The organism is Olivibacter sp. SDN3, assembly GCF_014334135.1.
In the GTDB taxonomy this organism is placed as follows: Bacteria; Bacteroidota; Bacteroidia; order Sphingobacteriales; family Sphingobacteriaceae; genus Olivibacter.
This window is the reverse complement of the sequence record NZ_CP060497.1, coordinates 5440775-5459485: the sequence shown is the minus strand read 5'-3', so window position 1 is coordinate 5459485 and position 18711 is coordinate 5440775. Positions and strand designations below refer to the sequence as shown.

General features: G+C 39.9%; 14 protein-coding genes. 12 read left to right on the top strand and 2 right to left on the bottom strand.

The features are described from left to right. Positions 1-48 precede the first annotated feature (48 nt). A complete protein-coding gene (locus tag H8S90_RS22985) occupies positions 49-1305 on the top strand; it encodes a putative DNA modification/repair radical SAM protein (protein WP_187340119.1) in 1257 nt (418 codons plus the stop codon). Next, positions 1302-2066, top strand: coding sequence for a TIGR03915 family putative DNA repair protein (locus H8S90_RS22980; protein WP_187340118.1), 765 nt, complete (start codon positions 1302-1304; stop codon positions 2064-2066). Before H8S90_RS22985 ends, H8S90_RS22980 begins: the two co-directional genes overlap by 4 nt. A gap of 48 nt (positions 2067-2114) precedes the next feature. Here H8S90_RS22980 and H8S90_RS22975 read toward each other — a convergent pair whose 3' ends face one another. Continuing rightward, complete coding sequence (locus H8S90_RS22975; protein ID WP_187340117.1) at positions 2115-3689, bottom strand: calcineurin-like phosphoesterase family protein; 1575 nt, start codon at positions 3687-3689, stop codon at positions 2115-2117. Between the two features lie 545 nt (positions 3690-4234). On the opposite strand from H8S90_RS22975, the gene H8S90_RS22970 reads away from it, so the two are divergent. From H8S90_RS22970 to cls, 10 genes are all read left to right on the top strand, one after another. Further along, positions 4235-5980 (top strand): ABC transporter ATP-binding protein, encoded by a 1746-nt coding sequence (locus H8S90_RS22970; protein WP_187340116.1) that lies wholly within the window; start codon positions 4235-4237, stop codon positions 5978-5980. 53 nt (positions 5981-6033) lie between these two features. After that, complete coding sequence (locus H8S90_RS22965; protein ID WP_222852166.1) at positions 6034-6948, top strand: SMP-30/gluconolactonase/LRE family protein; 915 nt, start codon at positions 6034-6036, stop codon at positions 6946-6948. A gap of 130 nt (positions 6949-7078) precedes the next feature. Continuing rightward, positions 7079-7642: an RNA polymerase sigma factor gene (locus H8S90_RS22960; RefSeq protein WP_255501708.1), complete on the top strand. Its 564-nt coding sequence runs from the start codon at positions 7079-7081 to the stop codon at positions 7640-7642. 8 nt (positions 7643-7650) lie between these two features. After that, positions 7651-8037, top strand: a complete 387-nt coding sequence (locus H8S90_RS22955) for a hypothetical protein (RefSeq protein ID WP_187340115.1) — start codon at positions 7651-7653, stop codon at positions 8035-8037. A 94-nt stretch (positions 8038-8131) separates the two neighbouring features. Then, the gene (locus H8S90_RS22950; RefSeq protein ID WP_187340114.1) at positions 8132-8359 is read left to right on the top strand and encodes a hypothetical protein; all 228 of its coding nucleotides are present in this window, start codon (positions 8132-8134) and stop codon (positions 8357-8359) included. A gap of 42 nt (positions 8360-8401) precedes the next feature. Continuing rightward, entirely contained in the window at positions 8402-10423 is a 2022-nt protein-coding gene (locus tag H8S90_RS22945; RefSeq protein ID WP_187340113.1) for a M3 family metallopeptidase, read from the top strand. Positions 10424-10436: 13 nt separating this feature from the next. Then, the gene (locus H8S90_RS22940) at positions 10437-12302 is read left to right on the top strand and encodes a M1 family metallopeptidase (RefSeq protein ID WP_187340112.1); all 1866 of its coding nucleotides are present in this window, start codon (positions 10437-10439) and stop codon (positions 12300-12302) included. Between the two features lie 123 nt (positions 12303-12425). Further along, entirely contained in the window at positions 12426-15212 is a 2787-nt protein-coding gene (locus H8S90_RS22935) for an outer membrane beta-barrel family protein (RefSeq protein ID WP_187340111.1), read from the top strand. Between the two features lie 10 nt (positions 15213-15222). After that, positions 15223-16005 (top strand): GLPGLI family protein, encoded by a 783-nt coding sequence (locus tag H8S90_RS22930; RefSeq protein WP_187340110.1) that lies wholly within the window; start codon positions 15223-15225, stop codon positions 16003-16005. A gap of 198 nt (positions 16006-16203) precedes the next feature. Next, positions 16204-17661 (top strand): cardiolipin synthase, encoded by a 1458-nt coding sequence (cls, locus tag H8S90_RS22925; RefSeq protein ID WP_187340109.1) that lies wholly within the window; start codon positions 16204-16206, stop codon positions 17659-17661. A gap of 242 nt (positions 17662-17903) precedes the next feature. Here cls and H8S90_RS22920 read toward each other — a convergent pair whose 3' ends face one another. Next, the gene (locus H8S90_RS22920) at positions 17904-18644 is read right to left on the bottom strand and encodes a TerC family protein (RefSeq protein ID WP_187340108.1); all 741 of its coding nucleotides are present in this window, start codon (positions 18642-18644) and stop codon (positions 17904-17906) included. Between the last annotated feature and the right edge of the window lie 67 nt (positions 18645-18711).

Below are 18711 nucleotides of genomic sequence, written 5' to 3'. Positions count from 1 at the left end.
TTTTTAAAACTATTATTTTTAGTATTATTGCTAATAATAATAGTTTTTATGTCAGATAGGATTAAGGAAAAACTGGAAATTTTAGCAGATGCTGCGAAATACGATGTCAGTTGTTCTTCCAGCGGGAGCAATCGTAAGAATAAAGCTAGAGGTCTGGGTGATACGGGGGCGGGAATCTGCCATACTTATACGGAAGACGGTCGCTGTGTTTCTCTGTTAAAAATACTATTGACCAATTTTTGTATTTACGATTGTGCGTATTGTGTCACGCGAAAAAGTAATGATATCAAACGGGCGGCATTTACGGTGCAGGAGGTAGTCGATCTCACCATTAACTTTTATCGTAGAAATTATATCGAGGGATTGTTTTTGAGCAGTGGTATTTTCAAAAGCGCCGATTATACCATGGAACGTTTGGTGCTGGTGGCAAAGAAATTACGTATGGAGTGTAACTTCAATGGCTATATTCACCTCAAGACCATTCCCGGTGCGAATGATGAGCTGCTATATGAAGCGGGCCTTTATGCCGATCGCCTCAGCGTTAATATTGAGATACCCACCGAATCGGGCTTGAAATTATTGGCACCAGATAAAAACAGACGGGATATGTTGCAACCGATGGGTTACCTCAAGCAGAAAATCGTTCAATTAAAGGAAGAAAAGAAAACATTGAAAAAGGTGCCACTTTTTACGCCTGCGGGCCAAAGCACACAGATGATCATCGGCGCCAGCGGTGAAACGGACGCCCAGATTATCCATACCGCACAGCATTTATATCGGAAGTTCTACTTAAAACGTGTCTATTACTCCGGCTATGTACCGATAAGTAATGACAACCGCTTGCCGGCTATAGGTGCTGCTGTGCCCCTCGTTAGGGAGAATAGGCTTTACCAAACGGATTGGCTGCTGCGCTTTTATGGTTTTGAAGCAGGAGAAATTGTGAATGAGCGCTATCCTTTGTTGGACTTGGATGTTGATCCGAAGCTGGGGTGGGCCTTAAGAAACTTAGCGGTCTTCCCAATAGATGTTAACCGCGCAGACCTGCACTTAATTTTACGCATACCCGGCATTGGCGTAGCCTCGGCCCATAAGATTATAGCCGCCCGTAAATTTACGGCACTGAATATGGAGCAGCTTCGGGAAATGGGGATAGCCGTCAATCGGGCAAAGTATTTTATTGTCTGTAAGGGGTTTAAACAGTTAAACAGTGATCGGTCTGAAGAGGTGATCAAGCAGTATATTATGCAATCTTCGCATAGCAAATACCAAAAGATACATAATAAGCAATTAATATTGTTCTCATGAGTGTATGGGTATATGATGGGTCCTGGAAGGGCTTGCTGACGCTGGTTTTTGAAGCATTCGAGTATAAAAAAAGGGTAGATGCGGTCTACAAAGAAGGTGTTGCTGTGCAGGTGGATCTTTTTGGTGATGTGCATACCGTGATCACCAATGGTGATAAAGCGCAACGGATGTGGACAGCGTTGGCAAAAAGAATTCCGTCCCGCGCTTTGGGAGATCTCTATCGTACTTACCTGTCTGAAATTCCACAAATTGAAGTAGATTTATGCTCCGCTGTAAATTATTATTTTGATGAGGTCGATCAGCCTTATCTGGCTTATGGGCGGAAAGATGTGTTGACGATTAGGCAAACGGCAAAAATGGTGGATAGAGAAAGGCACCGCATGAAGGCTTTTGTTCGTTTCAAGCGCCAACAGGGTAATTTGTACTTTGCGGTCGTAGAGCCCGATTTCAATGTGCTACCTCTCCTTCAAAAGCATTTTTCAGACCGTTATGCCGATCAGCAATGGTGTATTTACGACCTCAAGCGGGGATATGGTATCTTTTACAATTTAAAAGAGGTGCAGGAAATAACTATTGCCTTTTCAGACGAATACCGGCAAAATCAGGTGACTTTGGAACATGAGGAGGAGGCGCTGTACGAAGAACTCTGGCAGCGGTATTTTAAACATGTGAACGTCAAGGAAAGAAAAAACATGAAACTGCATGTGCAGCATGTGCCTAAACGCTATTGGAAATATCTGACAGAAAAAAGGCCAACCTGATGATTTTCAGTAGGCTGGCCGTTTGTCATGATTTACCTTAAGCCACTATTATTCTTCAGCTATCTCATAAGCAATACTTTGTGTAGATACTTTACCATAACGGTCCGTGGCTTTTACTTCTATCTGATGACTGCCAATGCTTAATTTGGCAGGAATCGGCGCTCGCCATAAATGGGTGCACTCCTCTGGATTCGATGGACGCCGACCGGATAGTAGCTTTTCGGTATGATCGTATTTATGTAAGATGGCTAAAAAATTGGGATCAGCCCCGCGGACGTAGTGCATCGCTTTCCACTCGCCACCATCTACCCGATATAAGACTTCGTCGCCCTCAGCGCCCATAAAGAAGTTGGCATAAATGCCTGCAGAGGTGTTTTTGTTAGCGGGTATGACTTTTGGAGCAAAAAGTTCCATTTGGTAATCTGCCGGTTTACCGGCAACCTTATAATCTATCGCATATTGATTTCCTTTGAAGTTTATATAAGCATAACCTTTCGGTGTGCCATCGCGCATGGTAGAACTGGGAACGCCTTGCGCATTGAACTCGCCCGAATACCAGTCGCCCGATGTTGTGCCGGCGTTGTATTCATGATGCGGTTTTTCCTGTTGCCAGCCATCTTCTTTTGCATAAAAATTTTGACGCTGTAAATGGGTATGTGCGGATAGGGATAGGGTATGAGGGTAATCTTTTAATAGTTCAAATAGTCGTTGCCGATCGGCATTCCGGAAAGCATCTTCGTTTTCGTGCAATAAGGGAATGTGAAAAGCCAACACAATAAGCTGGTCTTTACCGACATATTTTAAGTCATTTTCAATGAATTGCAATTGGTCCTCCCGAAAACCGCCCCAATAACCTTTTCCGTCCCTCGGGTCGGGGTATAAGATATCGTCCAACACAATAAAGTGAACTTTTCCATAATTGAAGGCGTAGTTGGCCGGGCCAAAATTGGCTTCATATGTTTCATCGGCCAGCGAATCCGTCTCGGCATCATAATTCATGTCATGATTGCCCATAAGGTTATACCAAGGTAGGCCTACTTTTTTAACTGCTTGTATATAGGGGCTGTGCAGGCTGAGATCATCGCCCACTAAATCTCCCAGGCTTAAACCGAAAGACACGTCATCAATACGCTCGATATCCTCAATAATCCCTTTGGAGAAATAATCGATTTCTGCCTCATTATAGGCTTGAGGATCTCCGAAGATTAAAGCTTTAAAACTATCGTTTTCGTCTTGCGGTAAAAGCGCAAAGTTTACTTCGGTAGGCATCGGACCAGTGGGAGCAACTCCTTTGTATTTAAAGTGCGCTGGGGAACCCTGGGGCTTATGGATATAATGATTTTTTGGCAAATTGTTTTCATCAAGGGGCGACTGATAACCTCTCGGCTTGATTACAAAAATTACCTGGTCTTCACGTTGCGGTAATTCGTAGTAACCTTTATTATCGGTTTGCACAACCTCTTGACCATTGCTGACCGATACACCGGATATGCCAATTTCTTTGCGGTCTTTTTTATTGTTGCCATTGGTGTCATGGTAAACAAATCCTTTAATTACGTCCTGTCCGTAGCTTAAAGTGGCTAGAAATAAAGTCACGGAACATAGGAAGCTGATTTTTTTCATCTAATCAATCGATTTTAATGTAAGTCGTATATTGAATGCAAAAGCAATAATAGCGTCATGATGTTGTTTAGGTGTTAAGTCAACTTTATGAAAAGGTTAAATGCTGAAGTATTCATCAGATACCTTGCCTTATCCTCTAGCTAACCGTCTCCTATTGCCTATATCATTCGATTTTTATAAGGTAGGATTTATAACACAATAGGCGGAATGGGAGTAAAGCTCAGGTAAAGTATAGATAAGGTATAGCCGAAGCATAAGTGAAGAACAGTCGTAAGAAAAGCGGATTTTAACGGACTTCAAGGGAGTTGAACGGACTTTAACGGACTTTTTATGAATGGATAGGGAAATAATAAGGAGTCAGTAACGTAGAAAAGAGCAATTTATAAGTTGCTGAAAAGGAACACGAATCTAATGTTTATACTGTAAAAATAAAAGGAATCTTCCAAATAAACATTTTAAAAAGCATAAGGATAAGGACTTAGGCTGTTTTTGGATTATTGCTCATTTCTATTATATTGCAGTGATCTTGAATTTAACTCCAATAAATGAATATTTTCTGGAAATACTTTAAAGAACAAAAGTGGTGGGTAACTATAGCTTTGTCGCTGGCAGCAACGGCACAGCTGCTGAATTTGGTGGATCCTATTATTTTTGGAAAAATTATTGACAACTATGCTTATAATCCTGATAACCTTTCCCAAGATGAACGGTTACGAGGGGTGCTGTATTGGCTGGGAATAGCGATTGGTGTTGCGGTAGCTGCTAGGGTAGCCAAAGCTTTTCAAGAGTTTTTTACGCGATTGGCAGTGCAAAAATTTGGTATGCAGATTTTTAATGATGGCCTGAAACAAACCTTGCGCCTTTCTTTTCAGGAGTTTGAAGAACGGCACAGTGGAGAAACCTTATCCATTTTGCAAAAAGTTAAAACGGATACGGAGAAATTTACCAACTCATTTGTCAATATTCTGTTTACTTCAGTGGTGGGGATTGGTTTTCTCATCTGGTATTCTATTACGAAGAATTGGCTATTGTTTCCGGTTTTTGTAATAGGTATTCTGTTCTTGGGGTCTTTAACCGGACTGTTAAGCAAACGGATTAAAACAGTACAGCGCTCCATTAATAGGGAAACCAATAAAATGGCCGGTGTGATTACCGAATCTTTACGTAATATAGAACTCGTAAAAAGCTTGGGTCTTACTTTTCCTGAAATCCGTAGGTTGCGTGTCCAGACACAGAAAATTTACGATCTGGAGATGATAAAAACGAAACGGGTGCGTATGCTGTCTTTCCTTCAAGGTAATGCACTTAATTTATTAAAACAGTCTATTTTATTTATTTTACTTTGGTTGATTTTTCGTGATATATTAAGTACTGGAGAGCTAATTACCATGCAATTTATTTCAACGGCTATCTTCGGTCCGCTGCAAGACTTAGGAAATATCATACTTCATTATAGAGAAGTAGAAGCATCCATACATAACTTTGATCAACTGATGCGTCAGCCTATTGAACGCAGACCCGACGAACCAAAAGAAATAGGTGATTTACAGCGTATATCTTTCAGTAATGTGGTTTTTAAGCGTAAAACAGCAAATACAAATGCCATCGATGATATTTCCTTTGAAGCGAAAGCAGGAGAAACGATAGCCTTCGTTGGCCCGTCGGGGTCCGGAAAATCTACTTTAGTGAAATTGCTGGTTGGATTGTATCGACCGGTTTCAGGCTCCATTTTCTTTAATGCAAATGCGTCCAATGAAATAAGATACAACGTACTACGTAGACAGATCGGTTTTGTAACGCAAGACACGCAGTTGTTTGCCGGTACTATTAAGGATAATCTTTTATTCGTAAAAGGAGATGCCTCCGATGAGGAAATAATGAATGCCCTACATATGGCCTCGTGTGATCATTTACTGGCACGGTCAGAAAAGGGGGTACATACTATTTTGGGAGAAAGTGGAATGAAATTATCCGGGGGTGAGAAACAGCGTATTTCAATAGCCCGAGCGTTGTTGAGAAATCCTAGATTGCTTATTTTCGACGAAGCGACTTCAGCTTTGGATTCTCTGACAGAGGACGATATTACCAATACGATCCGTGATGTTTCGATGAATAAAGATCGTATTACTGTTTTGATCGCACACAGGCTTTCAACAATTATGCATGCGGATGTGATTTACGTGCTGGAGAGGGGGAAAATTTCTGAAGCTGGCTCACATGATGAATTATTAGATCAAAAAGGACTGTATTATGCTATGTGGCGCCAACAGGTGGGTGAACGGCGATACTGATTTTTGCGTTCTTTTAATATTATACACTTATTGACAAATGACCAGAAAACCAAATGATGTTCTATCTTAAATTACTTGCTGTAACAGGCATATGTTGTTTCTTTACCTGTGAATATTTATTCGCACAATCCGCCTCTGTAGGTGAAAAAAGCCTTATAGCGCCCCAAGCCGAATTGAAGCTTATTGACGATCATTTTGCCTTTACTGAAGGACCGAGCGTGGATAAAAGGGGCAATGTCTATTTTACCGATCAACCGAATAACCGCATTTGGAAGTACGATACGTATGGTAAGTTGTCTTTATTTATGGATAATGCTGGCCGGGCAAACGGCATGTTTTTCGATAAAAAAGGCCAGCTCATTGTATGTGCAGATGAGCAAAACCAATTGTGGCGTATTAAAAAAGACAGATCTGTTGATACCTTGGTACTGCATTATCAGGATACTTTATTGAATGGACCCAATGACGTATGGGTGTCACCGAGAGATTTTATTTATTTTACCGATCCGTATTACCAACGCGATTATTGGACTCGTGAGCAACAGAATTTGCTAGTACGGGCGCTTTACTTATATACGCCTGAAGGAAAAGTAATCCGTTTGGACGGTGATTTTAAACAACCAAATGGCATCATTGGATCGGCAGACGGTAAACTACTGTATGTAGCCGATATTGGCGATAATAAAACGTATCGGTATTCCATTCAGCAAGATGGGAGCCTAACGGACAAAGCCCTTTTTGTAAATCAGGGTTCAGATGGTATGACCATCGACGAGCATGGAAATGTCTATCTGACGGGAGATGGTGTTACGGTATATGACAGGTGGGGAAAAAAGATAAACCATATACCGGTCCCGGCGAAATGGACCGCTAATGTTTGTTTCGGTGGAAAAAAAAGAGACCAGTTATTTATCACGGCAAGTGAAAGCGTTTATACGTTGAAAATGGCAGTAAAGGGCGTACAGTAGCTTTTTTAAATGCAATTTTCACCGTTACTTCCATAGCGTCTACTGCAATTTAATAGTATGTCTTGGAAAAATATTTTTTTTCTTGAAATGTTTTCCGCCTTAGATCGTCTACCTTATTAAGCGATGAAAAATGATAATGTATCTGATGGTAGAGGAAAGGCAAAGTAAAATATCCAGCTCCATAAAAGCTTATGGAAAAGCTTTGCTCAGCTTTATCCGTAAACGGGTAAAAAATGATCAGGATGCAGAGGATGTATTACAAGATGTTTGGTATCAGTTCAGCGCGGTAGTTAATTCGGAACCAATTGATCAGATCGGAGCTTGGCTGTATCGTGTTGCCCGTAATCGGATTATTGATACACAGCGTAAAAGGAAAGAGGAACCTTGGACTGCTCATGATAGCGATGAAGATACTGTACTGCATCTGAGTGATGTTTTACTCGCAAATCCGGCGACGCCGGAAACGGAGTATCTCAAAGAGATGATCTGGAATTGTCTGTATGCGGCTCTGGAAGAACTCCCACCGGAACAAAAGAAAGCTTTTGTTTGGCATGAACTCGAAGGAACTCCTTTTTCGGAAATTGCCGAAACTACGGGCATACCGATGGGAACTTGGGTGCTTAGAAAGCGCTATGCTGTACTTCATCTGAGAAAAAGGTTGCAGCATTTATATAAAGAATTTGTTAACGATTGAATTATTTTATGAAAGGCATGTTTAATAGTAGATGGAAGTTTGTCCTTATCCCGGTACTGGTTGTCGCCATACTGGCCTTGGTAGGATATGTGGTGATGTGGCTTTGGAACCATACGATAACCGAAATTTTCACTGTACAGAAAATTTCTTTTTGGCAAGCATTGGGTTTATTTATTTTATGCAAAATCCTCTTTGGTTTCGGTGGTAGAAAAGGGGGAGGGGGCTGGAAGAGGGCAGCTATGAGACGAAAATTTGCTAAGCTAAGTGATGAGGAGAAAGAAAGATTTAAAGCTTCGTTTAAGTCAAGTGTGTGTCAATGGGAGCGTGATTGGTATGAAGATGGACCTAATCGTTCGAGGGAAGACGAAAATGATGGTCAAGTGAATAAAGAATAGTATTTATGGCTTTGAATTTGATTGATGAAAACGAGAATTACAGTGCCGCAGACACGCTTTTTAACTCAATAAAAAACGAATAAAAAATACACAGATGAAACAGGTATCAGTTTTTAAAACAAGTGTTGACGCCCAGGAACATGTGCAAAAGGTTGCGGGTTTATTTCATTCTATTAAACTCATCACGCATTGGAACTTCGATTTGGATGATTGTGATCGAATCTTGCGGATCGTTTCGGGAAATGTGCCCCCACAAACAATAGAAAATTTATTGAGAACGGAAGGTATTTACTGTGAACATTTAGGGAGCATGGACTTATAAACTAATGGATAAAAGTTTTTTTGTTATGTTTGGCTTATGACAATGCATAAACTTTTAGAACCATTTCAAACACCATTTTCAAGCGTACCTTTTGAAGAGGTGAAACAGGAAGATTTTAAACCCGCCATTTTACAGGGAATAGTCAATGCAAAGAACGAGATTGAAGGCTTAGTGAACAATGTAGATACACCTACCTTTGAAAATACCATGGTAACGTTGGAGCGTGTGGGTAAACCCCTACATGTCGTGGCCGAGATGTTCTTTAATTTGAATAGTGCAGAAACAACAGATTATTTGCAGAACTTGGCGCAGGAGCTTTCCCCGCTATTGGCTGAATATGGGAATGATATAACCCTGAATGAAGCGCTCTTTGAGAAGGTGAAATATGTGGTTGATCATACCGATAAAAGCGAACTTTCTGACGAAGAGGTGCGTCTGTTAGAGAAAACTTATAAAAGTTTTACCAGAAACGGTGCGCTTTTAGCTGCGGAAGAAAAGGAAAAACTTCGGGGGATAGATAAGGAATTGGCATCCCTAAAAGCGAGGTTTTCGCAAAATGTGCTGCAAGAAACCAATACCTATCATTTGCAGATTACAAACGAAGAGGATTTGGCCGGTATACCGGCCTCTATAAAAATAAATGCTGCTGAAGAAGCCAAACGGAGGAACTTGGAGGGTTGGGTGTTTACCTTACAATTTCCGAGTTTTATGCCTTTTATGAAGTATGCAGCAAAACGAGAACTTAGAAAACAGTTACAATTGGCTGTCGGTCAACGAGGCTTTAAAGACAACGAATATAACAACGAGCCGATCGTACGGCGGATAGTGCAACTTCGGGCAGAGAGAGCTAATTTACTGGGCTTTAAGAACCATGCTGCCTTTGTTTTGCAGGAACGTATGGCTTCTTCTCCCGATGAAGTCTTATCTTTTTTAAATGAACTGAAAGCAAAAGCATTTCCTTTTGCGATAAAGGAGATTGAACAATTGAAATCTCGGGCTAAGGCAGATGGCGTCGAGGTGATGATGCCTTACGACCATGCCTATTATGCTGAAAAATTGAAGGAGGCTAAATACAACTTTTCTGAGGAAGCTTTACGGCCTTATTTCCCGTTGGCGCAAGTTACCCAGGCAGCTTTTGAAGCCGCAAATAAGTTGTATGGACTCACTTTTGTGGAACGACGTGATATTCAAAAATATCATCCGGAGGTAATCGTATACGAAGTACTCGAGGATAATAAACATAAGGCCTTACTCTATGCCGACTGGCATCCAAGGGAAGGAAAAAGAGCCGGAGCTTGGATGACTTCCTATCGGGGGCAATGGAAGGAAAATGGTTTAGATAACCGCCCGCACATCTCCATCGTGTGTAATTTCTCACGCCCAACGGGCGAAGTGCCATCGTTACTTACCTTTAACGAAGTGACAACACTTTTTCATGAATTTGGACATGCCCTGCATGGTATCATGGCCGATACGGTATTCGAAAGTTTGTCCGGCACCAGTGTATACTGGGATTTCGTCGAATTACCGTCGCAGTTTATGGAAAACTATTGTTATGAAAAGGAGTTCTTACAGACCTTTGCTAAACACTATCAAACAGGCGAAATATTGCCCGATGGAGAAATCGATAAAATCGTAGCCTCCGCGAACTTTATGGAAGGTTACCAAACAATCCGACAATTGAGCTTCGGCCTCCTGGATATGGCGTTCCATACCGGTCTGCTAAAAACGGATCAATCGATCGAAGCCTTTGAAAAGGAAACGTTAAAGGATACGCAATTGTATCCTCCGCTGGAAGACACCGCACAGAGCCCTTCTTTCTCACATATCTTCCCCGGTGGTTATTCGTCAGGCTACTATTCTTATAAATGGGCTGAAGTATTGGATGCGGATGCATTTGCCTATTTTAAGGAGACTGGTATCTTCAATAAGGATACCGCGCAGAAGTTTAAAACCTTATTGAGTAAAGGGGGTACGGAAGATCCAATGGCACTATATGTTGACTTCCGTGGACGGAAACCAGACGTGCAGGCTTTACTAAATCGAGCCGGGTTATCTTCTTGATCATTCCTTTACTATGCGAACGTTCCTCATCCTGTTAGGATTTATCCTTCACGCGAGCTTCGCGATTGCGCAAGAGGAATTGCCCGTAGGGCGGGCTTTTCAGTTGGCCTTGACTAAAGGAAGTAGAACGTTAGGTGGTCTGCCCGGCCCTAATTATTGGCAGAACGGGACGAGGTACGACCTGAAAGTGGCCTTTAATCCAAAAAACCGTTTACTAAACGGGCAGGTAGAGATAAAATATAGAAATAACAGCCCAGATACCTTGCAGCAGATTAGGTTTAAGCTCTATCCAAACCTATATAAAGCTGGTGTAGCCAGTAAGTCGAAAATTGCCAAAAAAGATCTTGGGCAGGGACTCGTGTTTGAACGTTTTAAGATAAATGGCAAAGAAAGGACTTTAGACAGTTTGCAGATCGACGGTACGAATATGATCGTTAATGTACCGTCACTGTTACCTGGTAAGGAGATGACTTTCATGGTGAACTATCACTATTTTCTCAACGAAGGATCGCATATACGAACGGGGCGAATAGATGACGGATCGTTCTTTATAGCGTATTTCTTCCCGAGGATAGCGGTATATGATGACATCGACGGGTGGAATAAGTACCCCTACACGGGGGAAGAGGAATTCTATAATGACTTCAGCGATTTTAATGTGGAGATTAGCGTTCCGAGGCATTATGCGGTTTGGGCAACCGGTGATTTAAAGAACGCCGGAAAGGTATTTGACAAGGCTATTATTGAACGGTTAGAACTGGCGGAACATCAAGATGGCGTTGTTACCATCATAACGGAACAACTGAAGGCTGCAGGGCGAGGGGTAAAAGATCGCGCATTTAACACCTTTAAATTTGAAGCAAAGAATGTAGTGGATTTTGCTTTTGCCTTAAGCGATCATTATGTTTGGAAGGCTGCTAGTGTAGTAGTGGATTCCCTATCGGGAAGGAGAACGCGTGTAGATGCCGTATTTAACTCTCAGCACCGAGATTATTATGAAGTCATAGATTTTGCCCTGAAAAGCGTTAAAGAAATGAGCCATAGCTTTCCAAAATGGCCATTTCCGTATAGCCATATGACAGTCTTCGACGGTTTGGATCAAATGGAATATCCGATGATGGCAAACGATAACCCTACCAAAACCAGGCAAGATGCCATTACACTAACGAGCCATGAAATTTTTCACACCATGTTTCCCTTTTATATGGGAACGAATGAAACCAAATATGCCTGGATGGATGAGGGTTGGGCAACATTTGGCGAATGGAAACTTACCTCCAAAATAGATCATACTTTGGTAGATGATTATGGTATACAGTCAACGGCAACCAATTCCGGTAAAAAGAATGATTCGCCCATAATGACCCCAACTTTTGATTTAACAGGTATCGCTACATTTACTAATTCTTATCCCAAGCCAGCGCTGGGGTATCTTTTTGTAGAAGAATATCTTGGGGAAGAGTTGTTTTTGAAAGCGCTTCATCATTATATACATAATTGGAACGGTAAACATCCGCAACCCTTAGATTTTTTTCATAGTATGAACGAAGGTAGCGGAAAAAATCTCAATTGGTTTTGGAAACGGTGGTTTTACGAAGACGGGGTAACTGATATGGCGATTACGGGGGTAGATAAGGTTGATAACGGTTATCATATAAACGTGCTGAATAAAAGCAGTAAACCATTACCAGTTCATTTGACTATATATTTCGAAGACGGTGCTATTGAAACAAGTAAACACACGATAGGTATCTGGGAAAGTGGAAATAATCATGCCACCGTACACTTCTTAACAGGCAAAAAAATCAAAAAGGTAGTGCTGGGAGGAACTTACATACCCGATAAATATCAAAAAGATAATACCTTTATATTAAATTAATTCTACTTCTTCGTGATGTGTCACTAAATAATTAATTATAATGTTAATTAATGTTAAAATTTTTTCTAGTTTCTTTGTAACTAATGATTTAGTTGTATTTTAGGAGCGTATATCCTAATTATTATGAAGAAACTATTCCTAATCCTGACTTTTTTAAATGGCTGCTTTTTACTTTCGTTTGGTCAGGATGACTACACCGTTAAGGGTTCTGTTGTAGATACTTCGGCTAATATTAAGTTGCATAATACTTCAGTTAGTATCTTAACAGCACAAGACTCTATGCTGTATAAATATACCAGAGCGGATAATAACGGGAATTTTTTATTCGATGGGCTTGAGAAAGGTGATTATATTCTACTAGTCACTTATCCAAAATATGCTGATTATGTAGAGCAATTCTCGCTAGACTCTGTAAAAGAAATCAACTTTGGGTCGATGAATATGATTCTTAAATCTCAACTATTAGAAGAAGTTATCATTACCGGTAGGCAAGCAATAACGATTAAGGGAGATACCACAGAGTACGACGCGGCTAGTTTTACGTTGCAGCCAAATGCTAAAGTAGAAGACCTATTGAAGCAGTTGCCCGGTATTCAGGTGGATCAAGATGGGAAAATTACCGCGCAGGGGCAAACTGTAAATAAAGTGTTGGTGGATGGCGAAGAATTTTTTGGTGATGATCCTACTTTGGTAACTAAAAACCTACGCGGCGATATGGTGGATAAAGTGCAGCTGTATGATAAACAGAATGACCAAGCCGCGTTTACCGGTGTAGATGATGGTGAGAAGGAGAAAACCATCAATATTCAGCTAAAAGAGGATAGTAAAAAAGGCTATTTCGGAAAAGTTGACGCAGGAGCTGGAACCAACGATTTCTATCAAGGGCAGGCAATGTTCAATAAATTCAAAGGAAAAGAGAAGTTTTCAGCCTACGGTACTTTAGGGAATACGGGCAAGGTGGGTTTAGGTTGGCAAGATGCGGATCGCTACGCCAATTCAGGAGGAATGGAAATGAATGAAGATGGCGATATGATGTTTTATTCGAGCGGGGGGGATGACTTTGAGTCTTTTAACGGGCAGTACAACGGACAGGGTATCCCTTCTGCTTATAATGGTGGTCTGCATTATGATAACAAATGGGATGAGGATAAGCACGGTATCAATGCCAATTATAAATTGGGATCGCTGGGAGTGGAAGGCACTAGAAATTCGATAGCACAACATAATTTGCCCAGTGGGACTCAAAATAGACGATCGGACCAATATTTTGATAATCATATTTTCAGACAAAAATTGGACGTCAGGTATGATTGGAAGATAGATTCCACAACAAACTTAAGAATCACAATAGATGGTACGTTAAGAAATAGCAGCACCGACGATGAATTTTCATCAACTACTACAAATGGTAATGATATGCTGTTGAATGAAAGTGTTCGAAAACTCACAAACGAAGGTAATGACCGGATTTTCAATGCCAACGTTTTACTGACGAAACGCCTAAAGAAACCAGGGCGTACGATCTCACTTAATTTGAGGCAGTCAATCAACGAGAGTAAAACAGAAGGCTTCTTAAACGCCGAAAATAGTTTTTACGACGGGGTGGGCGGCTTAGATAGTATACAGCAGGTCAATCAATATAAAGATAACGATATTGTTAATAATGCTTTCCAATCTAATCTGACCTATTCAGAACCCATCTTCAAAGATTTTAAGGTGGTGTTTAATTATGGGCTCAGCGTAAATAATGGTTCAGCCAACCGACAATCTTTCAACCAATCGGCCACGGGAGAGTATAACTTATTAGACAGCTTGTTTAGCAATAATTATCAGCTAAATCAACTTTCGAATCAAGTTGGAGCGGTTTTTAACTATAAAAAGAATAAGAATAACCTGACATTCGGAACTAAAATAAGTGACGTAAGATTTAAACAACTGGACTTATATAATAACGAGACCTTCACACGGAACTTTATGAACCTGAACCCGCAGGTTACCTATCAATACCGATTTTCTCAGCAGAAGACGCTGCGTTTTAACTATTTCGGAAACAATACGCAGCCAAGTATCGATCAGATTCAGCCAATTAGAATCAACAATGACCCCCTTAATATTTTTGAGGGAAACCCGGATTTAAGACCTTCATTTACCAATAGATTTAACCTGAACTATTATTCTTATAAGGTGTTAACCGATCAATATATCAGTTTCTATGGCGGATACTCCTTCACAACTAATCCAATTGTTAATAATACATTTACCGATGCAACCGGCAAAACTGTTTACCGATCGGCAAATCTGCGCGACAGGAATACAATGAATTTTAATGGTGGTATATACGGTGGACAAAAAATAAAGAAGTGGGATCTGCGTGTTGGTGGAGATTTATCGACCAATGGCAATGTTTTCTATAATCTGACAAATGATAGCCTGAACATGACCAAATCATATAGTTATTCAGCTAGGATATCTATTTCGCAGTACAAACAAAAAAAATATGATTTTGGTATTAGTGGCGGACCTACCTATAATACGAGCGTAGCATCGCTTCAGCCGGAACTGAATAATAATGGGTGGGGGTTTAATGGTGATGCCTCATTTAATATTTACCTTCCGGGAAAAATTCAGTTAGGCGCCGACGGTAACTATATGTTTACGCAAGCGACGCAATCATTTGATGAACACTTTGAACGGCTTATTGTAAACGCCCGTGTAACAAAACGCTTCCTGAAGGAAGAAAACCTGATGTTTACAGTTTCGGCTAACGATTTGTTAAATCAGAACGTTGGCTTCAACAGAAGTGCTTTCAATAATTCTATTACACAGGACAGCTATACAACTATCAGAAGATTTTTTATGTTTTCTGTAATATGGGAATTCAATAAGATGGGTGGAGCAGGTACCCAATAATAATCATATAATGAAAAGTAATCGATCAATAGGAATAATTGTCTTACTACTATTAGTAAGTAACGCTCTGTTCGGTCAGCATGTTCGTTTCGTGAACAGTGGAACAATCGAGTTTGAGAAGCGAGTGAATATGTATGCCAAACTTGCCAAACGTTTCAGTAAAAGTAATTCGAACTTTATGGAGCAGGCTTTGGACCAGTATAAGAAAACGCAACCGCAATTTAAAGTAGTGAAAACATCATTGGCTTTTTCAAAAGATGCGTCTTTATATAAGCCCGTCGACGAAGGGTCCGGTTCTTCTGGAGGTTTTTTTGGTGATGACCCTACGGTAGATATGAAGAAGATTATATTTACTGATTTTGCAAATGATAGAAGCATCAGTGAAAAAAATATTTATGAGGAAACCTTTCTTGTAGAAGATAGTGTTAGAAATATTCATTGGAAAATAACGAGTGAAACGCGGGAAATAGCAGGTTATGATTGTAGACGAGCTAACGCCTTGGTAATGGACTCCATTTATGTAGTAGCGTTTTATACCGACCAGATTCCTGTCTCTGGTGGTCCTGAATCTTTTACGGGCTTGCCGGGAATGATTTTAGGTTTAGCATTGCCTCATGATAACACCACATGGTTCGCCACCAAAGTGAATGATGTGCCGGTGCAGCAAGCAGCATTGACACCTCCTAAAAAGGGTAAAAAGGTTAATAACGAAGGATTATTGAGCGCTTTAAAATCCGGTATGAAAAATTGGGGAGACTACGCTCAGGAAATTTTTAAGGCAATGATGCTTTAACTTAAGCTAATGCTATCTGTTAATTGGTTTATTAGGCTTATCTTATTTAAGGTTATTAAAAAAAAGCGTCAAATGCTTAAAATGAAGGGCATTTTTAATCGCTTTATAAATTTGTTTACTTAATTTAGGTATCAAGATTGTTTTGACGATTAGTAGTGACGTTTGCACACTTCATTTACTAGTGAAAATTTGTTGAATATGCCTTCCGTTGATTGGTTTATAGTAGTCGAGATTATATATATTATTGTTGTGATCGTTGTATGTCTACGAATTATATATGAAACTCGCTCAAGTACCAAAACCTTAGCTTATTTATTATTTGCAATTTTTGTTCCGGTTATAGGAATCATTTTCTATTTCTCTGTAGGAATTAATTATCGTAACCGTATTATGTATAGTAAAAAGCTTATTCGAGATCAGCGCTTACAAGAACGATTACAGAAAGAGATTTATAAGTCATCATACGATGCACTGCAAGTGATGGGAGAGGACGGTATAGCTTATAAGGGACTTACTCGGATGATACTACGGGATATGATGAGCCCGTTAACAGCTAATAATAAAGTGAAGCTGTTGATCAATGGAGAACAAACATTTAAAGAAATACTGCGTGCAATAGAAGAAGCACAATATCATATACACCTGGAATACTATACTTTTGAGGATGATATAATAGGAAATGCACTGAAAGATGCTTTAATCGGAAAAGCAAAAAAAGGCGTAGAAGTCCGTTTTATTTACGATCATTTTGGGAGTAGATCCATGGAGAAGCGTATGGTAAAGGAGCTTCAAGATGCAGGTGTGGAGGTTTATCCTTTTCACAAAATCACTTTTCTATTACTTGCCAATAGGCTAAACTATCGTAACCACCGTAAAATTATAGTAATTGATGGGTACATCTCATTTGTTGGGGGAATTAATGTGGCCGATAGGTATATCAACAAGCAGGATAGCCAGGGTATCTATTGGAGAGATACACATATAAAAATTACAGGACCAGGCTCACTCTATTTACAATATATTTTTCTATGCGATTGGAACTTTTGTAGTCCGGTGAAACTGGAACTTGAGCGAAGATTTTTCCCTGATACAGCAGATGCGCACGAAGGAAGTTTAGTTCAAATAGTGTCCAGCGGGCCCGATTCAATATCACCGTCCATTCTCTATAGCTTATTGAAAGCTATTGACTCTGCCCGAGAAGAGATAATAATCACCACACCTTATTTTATCCCAGGTGAAAGTTTAATGGATGCACTAATTATTGCTTCTACGAGTGGCGTTAATGTGAAGTTATTGGTCCCTTATATTTCTGACTCGAGAGTGGTGAATGCCGCTGCACATTCTTATTATAACGATTTGCTTAAAGCCGGTGTACGGATTTTTCGCTATAAAAAGGGGTTTATACATGCCAAGACTATGGTGTGTGATAATAAGTTATCCATGGTAGGAACCGCCAATATGGATCAACGGAGTTTTGACTTAAATTTTGAAGTTATGGCATTAATATTAGATCGGGAGGTAGCTAGTCAGCTTCGTGAAGCTTTTCATATAGACTTGAAAGAAGCTGAAGAAATTAATCCCCTGCAATGGGCAAATCGGGCTAAATGGAGAAAGTTGTTGGAAAAATCAGCAAGGATGATTTCGCCTTTGTTGTAAGTGACCGACGTCGGTCTTCTGCGATGAAACGGAAAGATTAACAATAATTTCATGATTAGTTCATTTGATTAGTGTATTATAGCGCATATAAAGAACTTGTTAAGAAGTAATTAGCTATGAGAATTAAACATAATTTCAGCTTGCTGCATTTTGTAGTATGGATGTTTATTTTCTTACTACTGAAAATTAAAAATGTATTGTTAGCGCCGTTTACGTTTAAGGGGTTGAAGCATTAATACGCTTCATTTTTCTTTGGATTTCACCGATGAATCGAGCGGGAGTGTTGTGCCTGATTTCTTGTTCATTTTCATTTGTAATACGTCTACCAATAGTGAAAAGGCCATGGAAAAGTATATGTATCCTTTAGGAATGTGAAGACCTAAACCTTCCCCAACCAATGAAAAACCTATCAAAAGGAGAAACGATAACGCTAACATCTTAAACGAGGGGTGTCTATTCACAAAATTGCTGATAGTTTCTGCAGCAAACAACATTAATATTACGGTTACGATTACAGCTACATACATTATCCATATTTCCTGAACCAAACCGATGGCGGTGATAATAGAGTCGATAGAAAAAACCAGATCCATAATTAAAATCTGTACAATAACCTGAGAGAAGGTATTGGCTTTGATATCCTTTTCATCTGCTATGGTTTCACCCTCTACTTTATGGTATATTTCGCTTGTACTTTTATAAAGTAGGAAAAGACCACCTAATAAAAGTACAATGTCTTTTCCCGAAAAATCATGACCCATGACCGTAAACAGCGTACTGTCTAAGCGCATGATGACGGCGATTATTGCCAATAAACCCAATCTTAAAACACCAGCTAGAATTAAACCATATTGCCGGGCTTTCTTCTGCTGATGAGGCGGTAACTTGCCAGCTAATATGGAAATAAAAATAACGTTATCAATACCTAAAACAGCCTCTAAGGCAATTAAACTTAAGAGGGGTATAATTAGCTGTACATCCATTACTAAAAAAATACGAAACGCGTCATTTGTTTCACTCGTTATTAAACCAAAAAAAATACAATTGGTT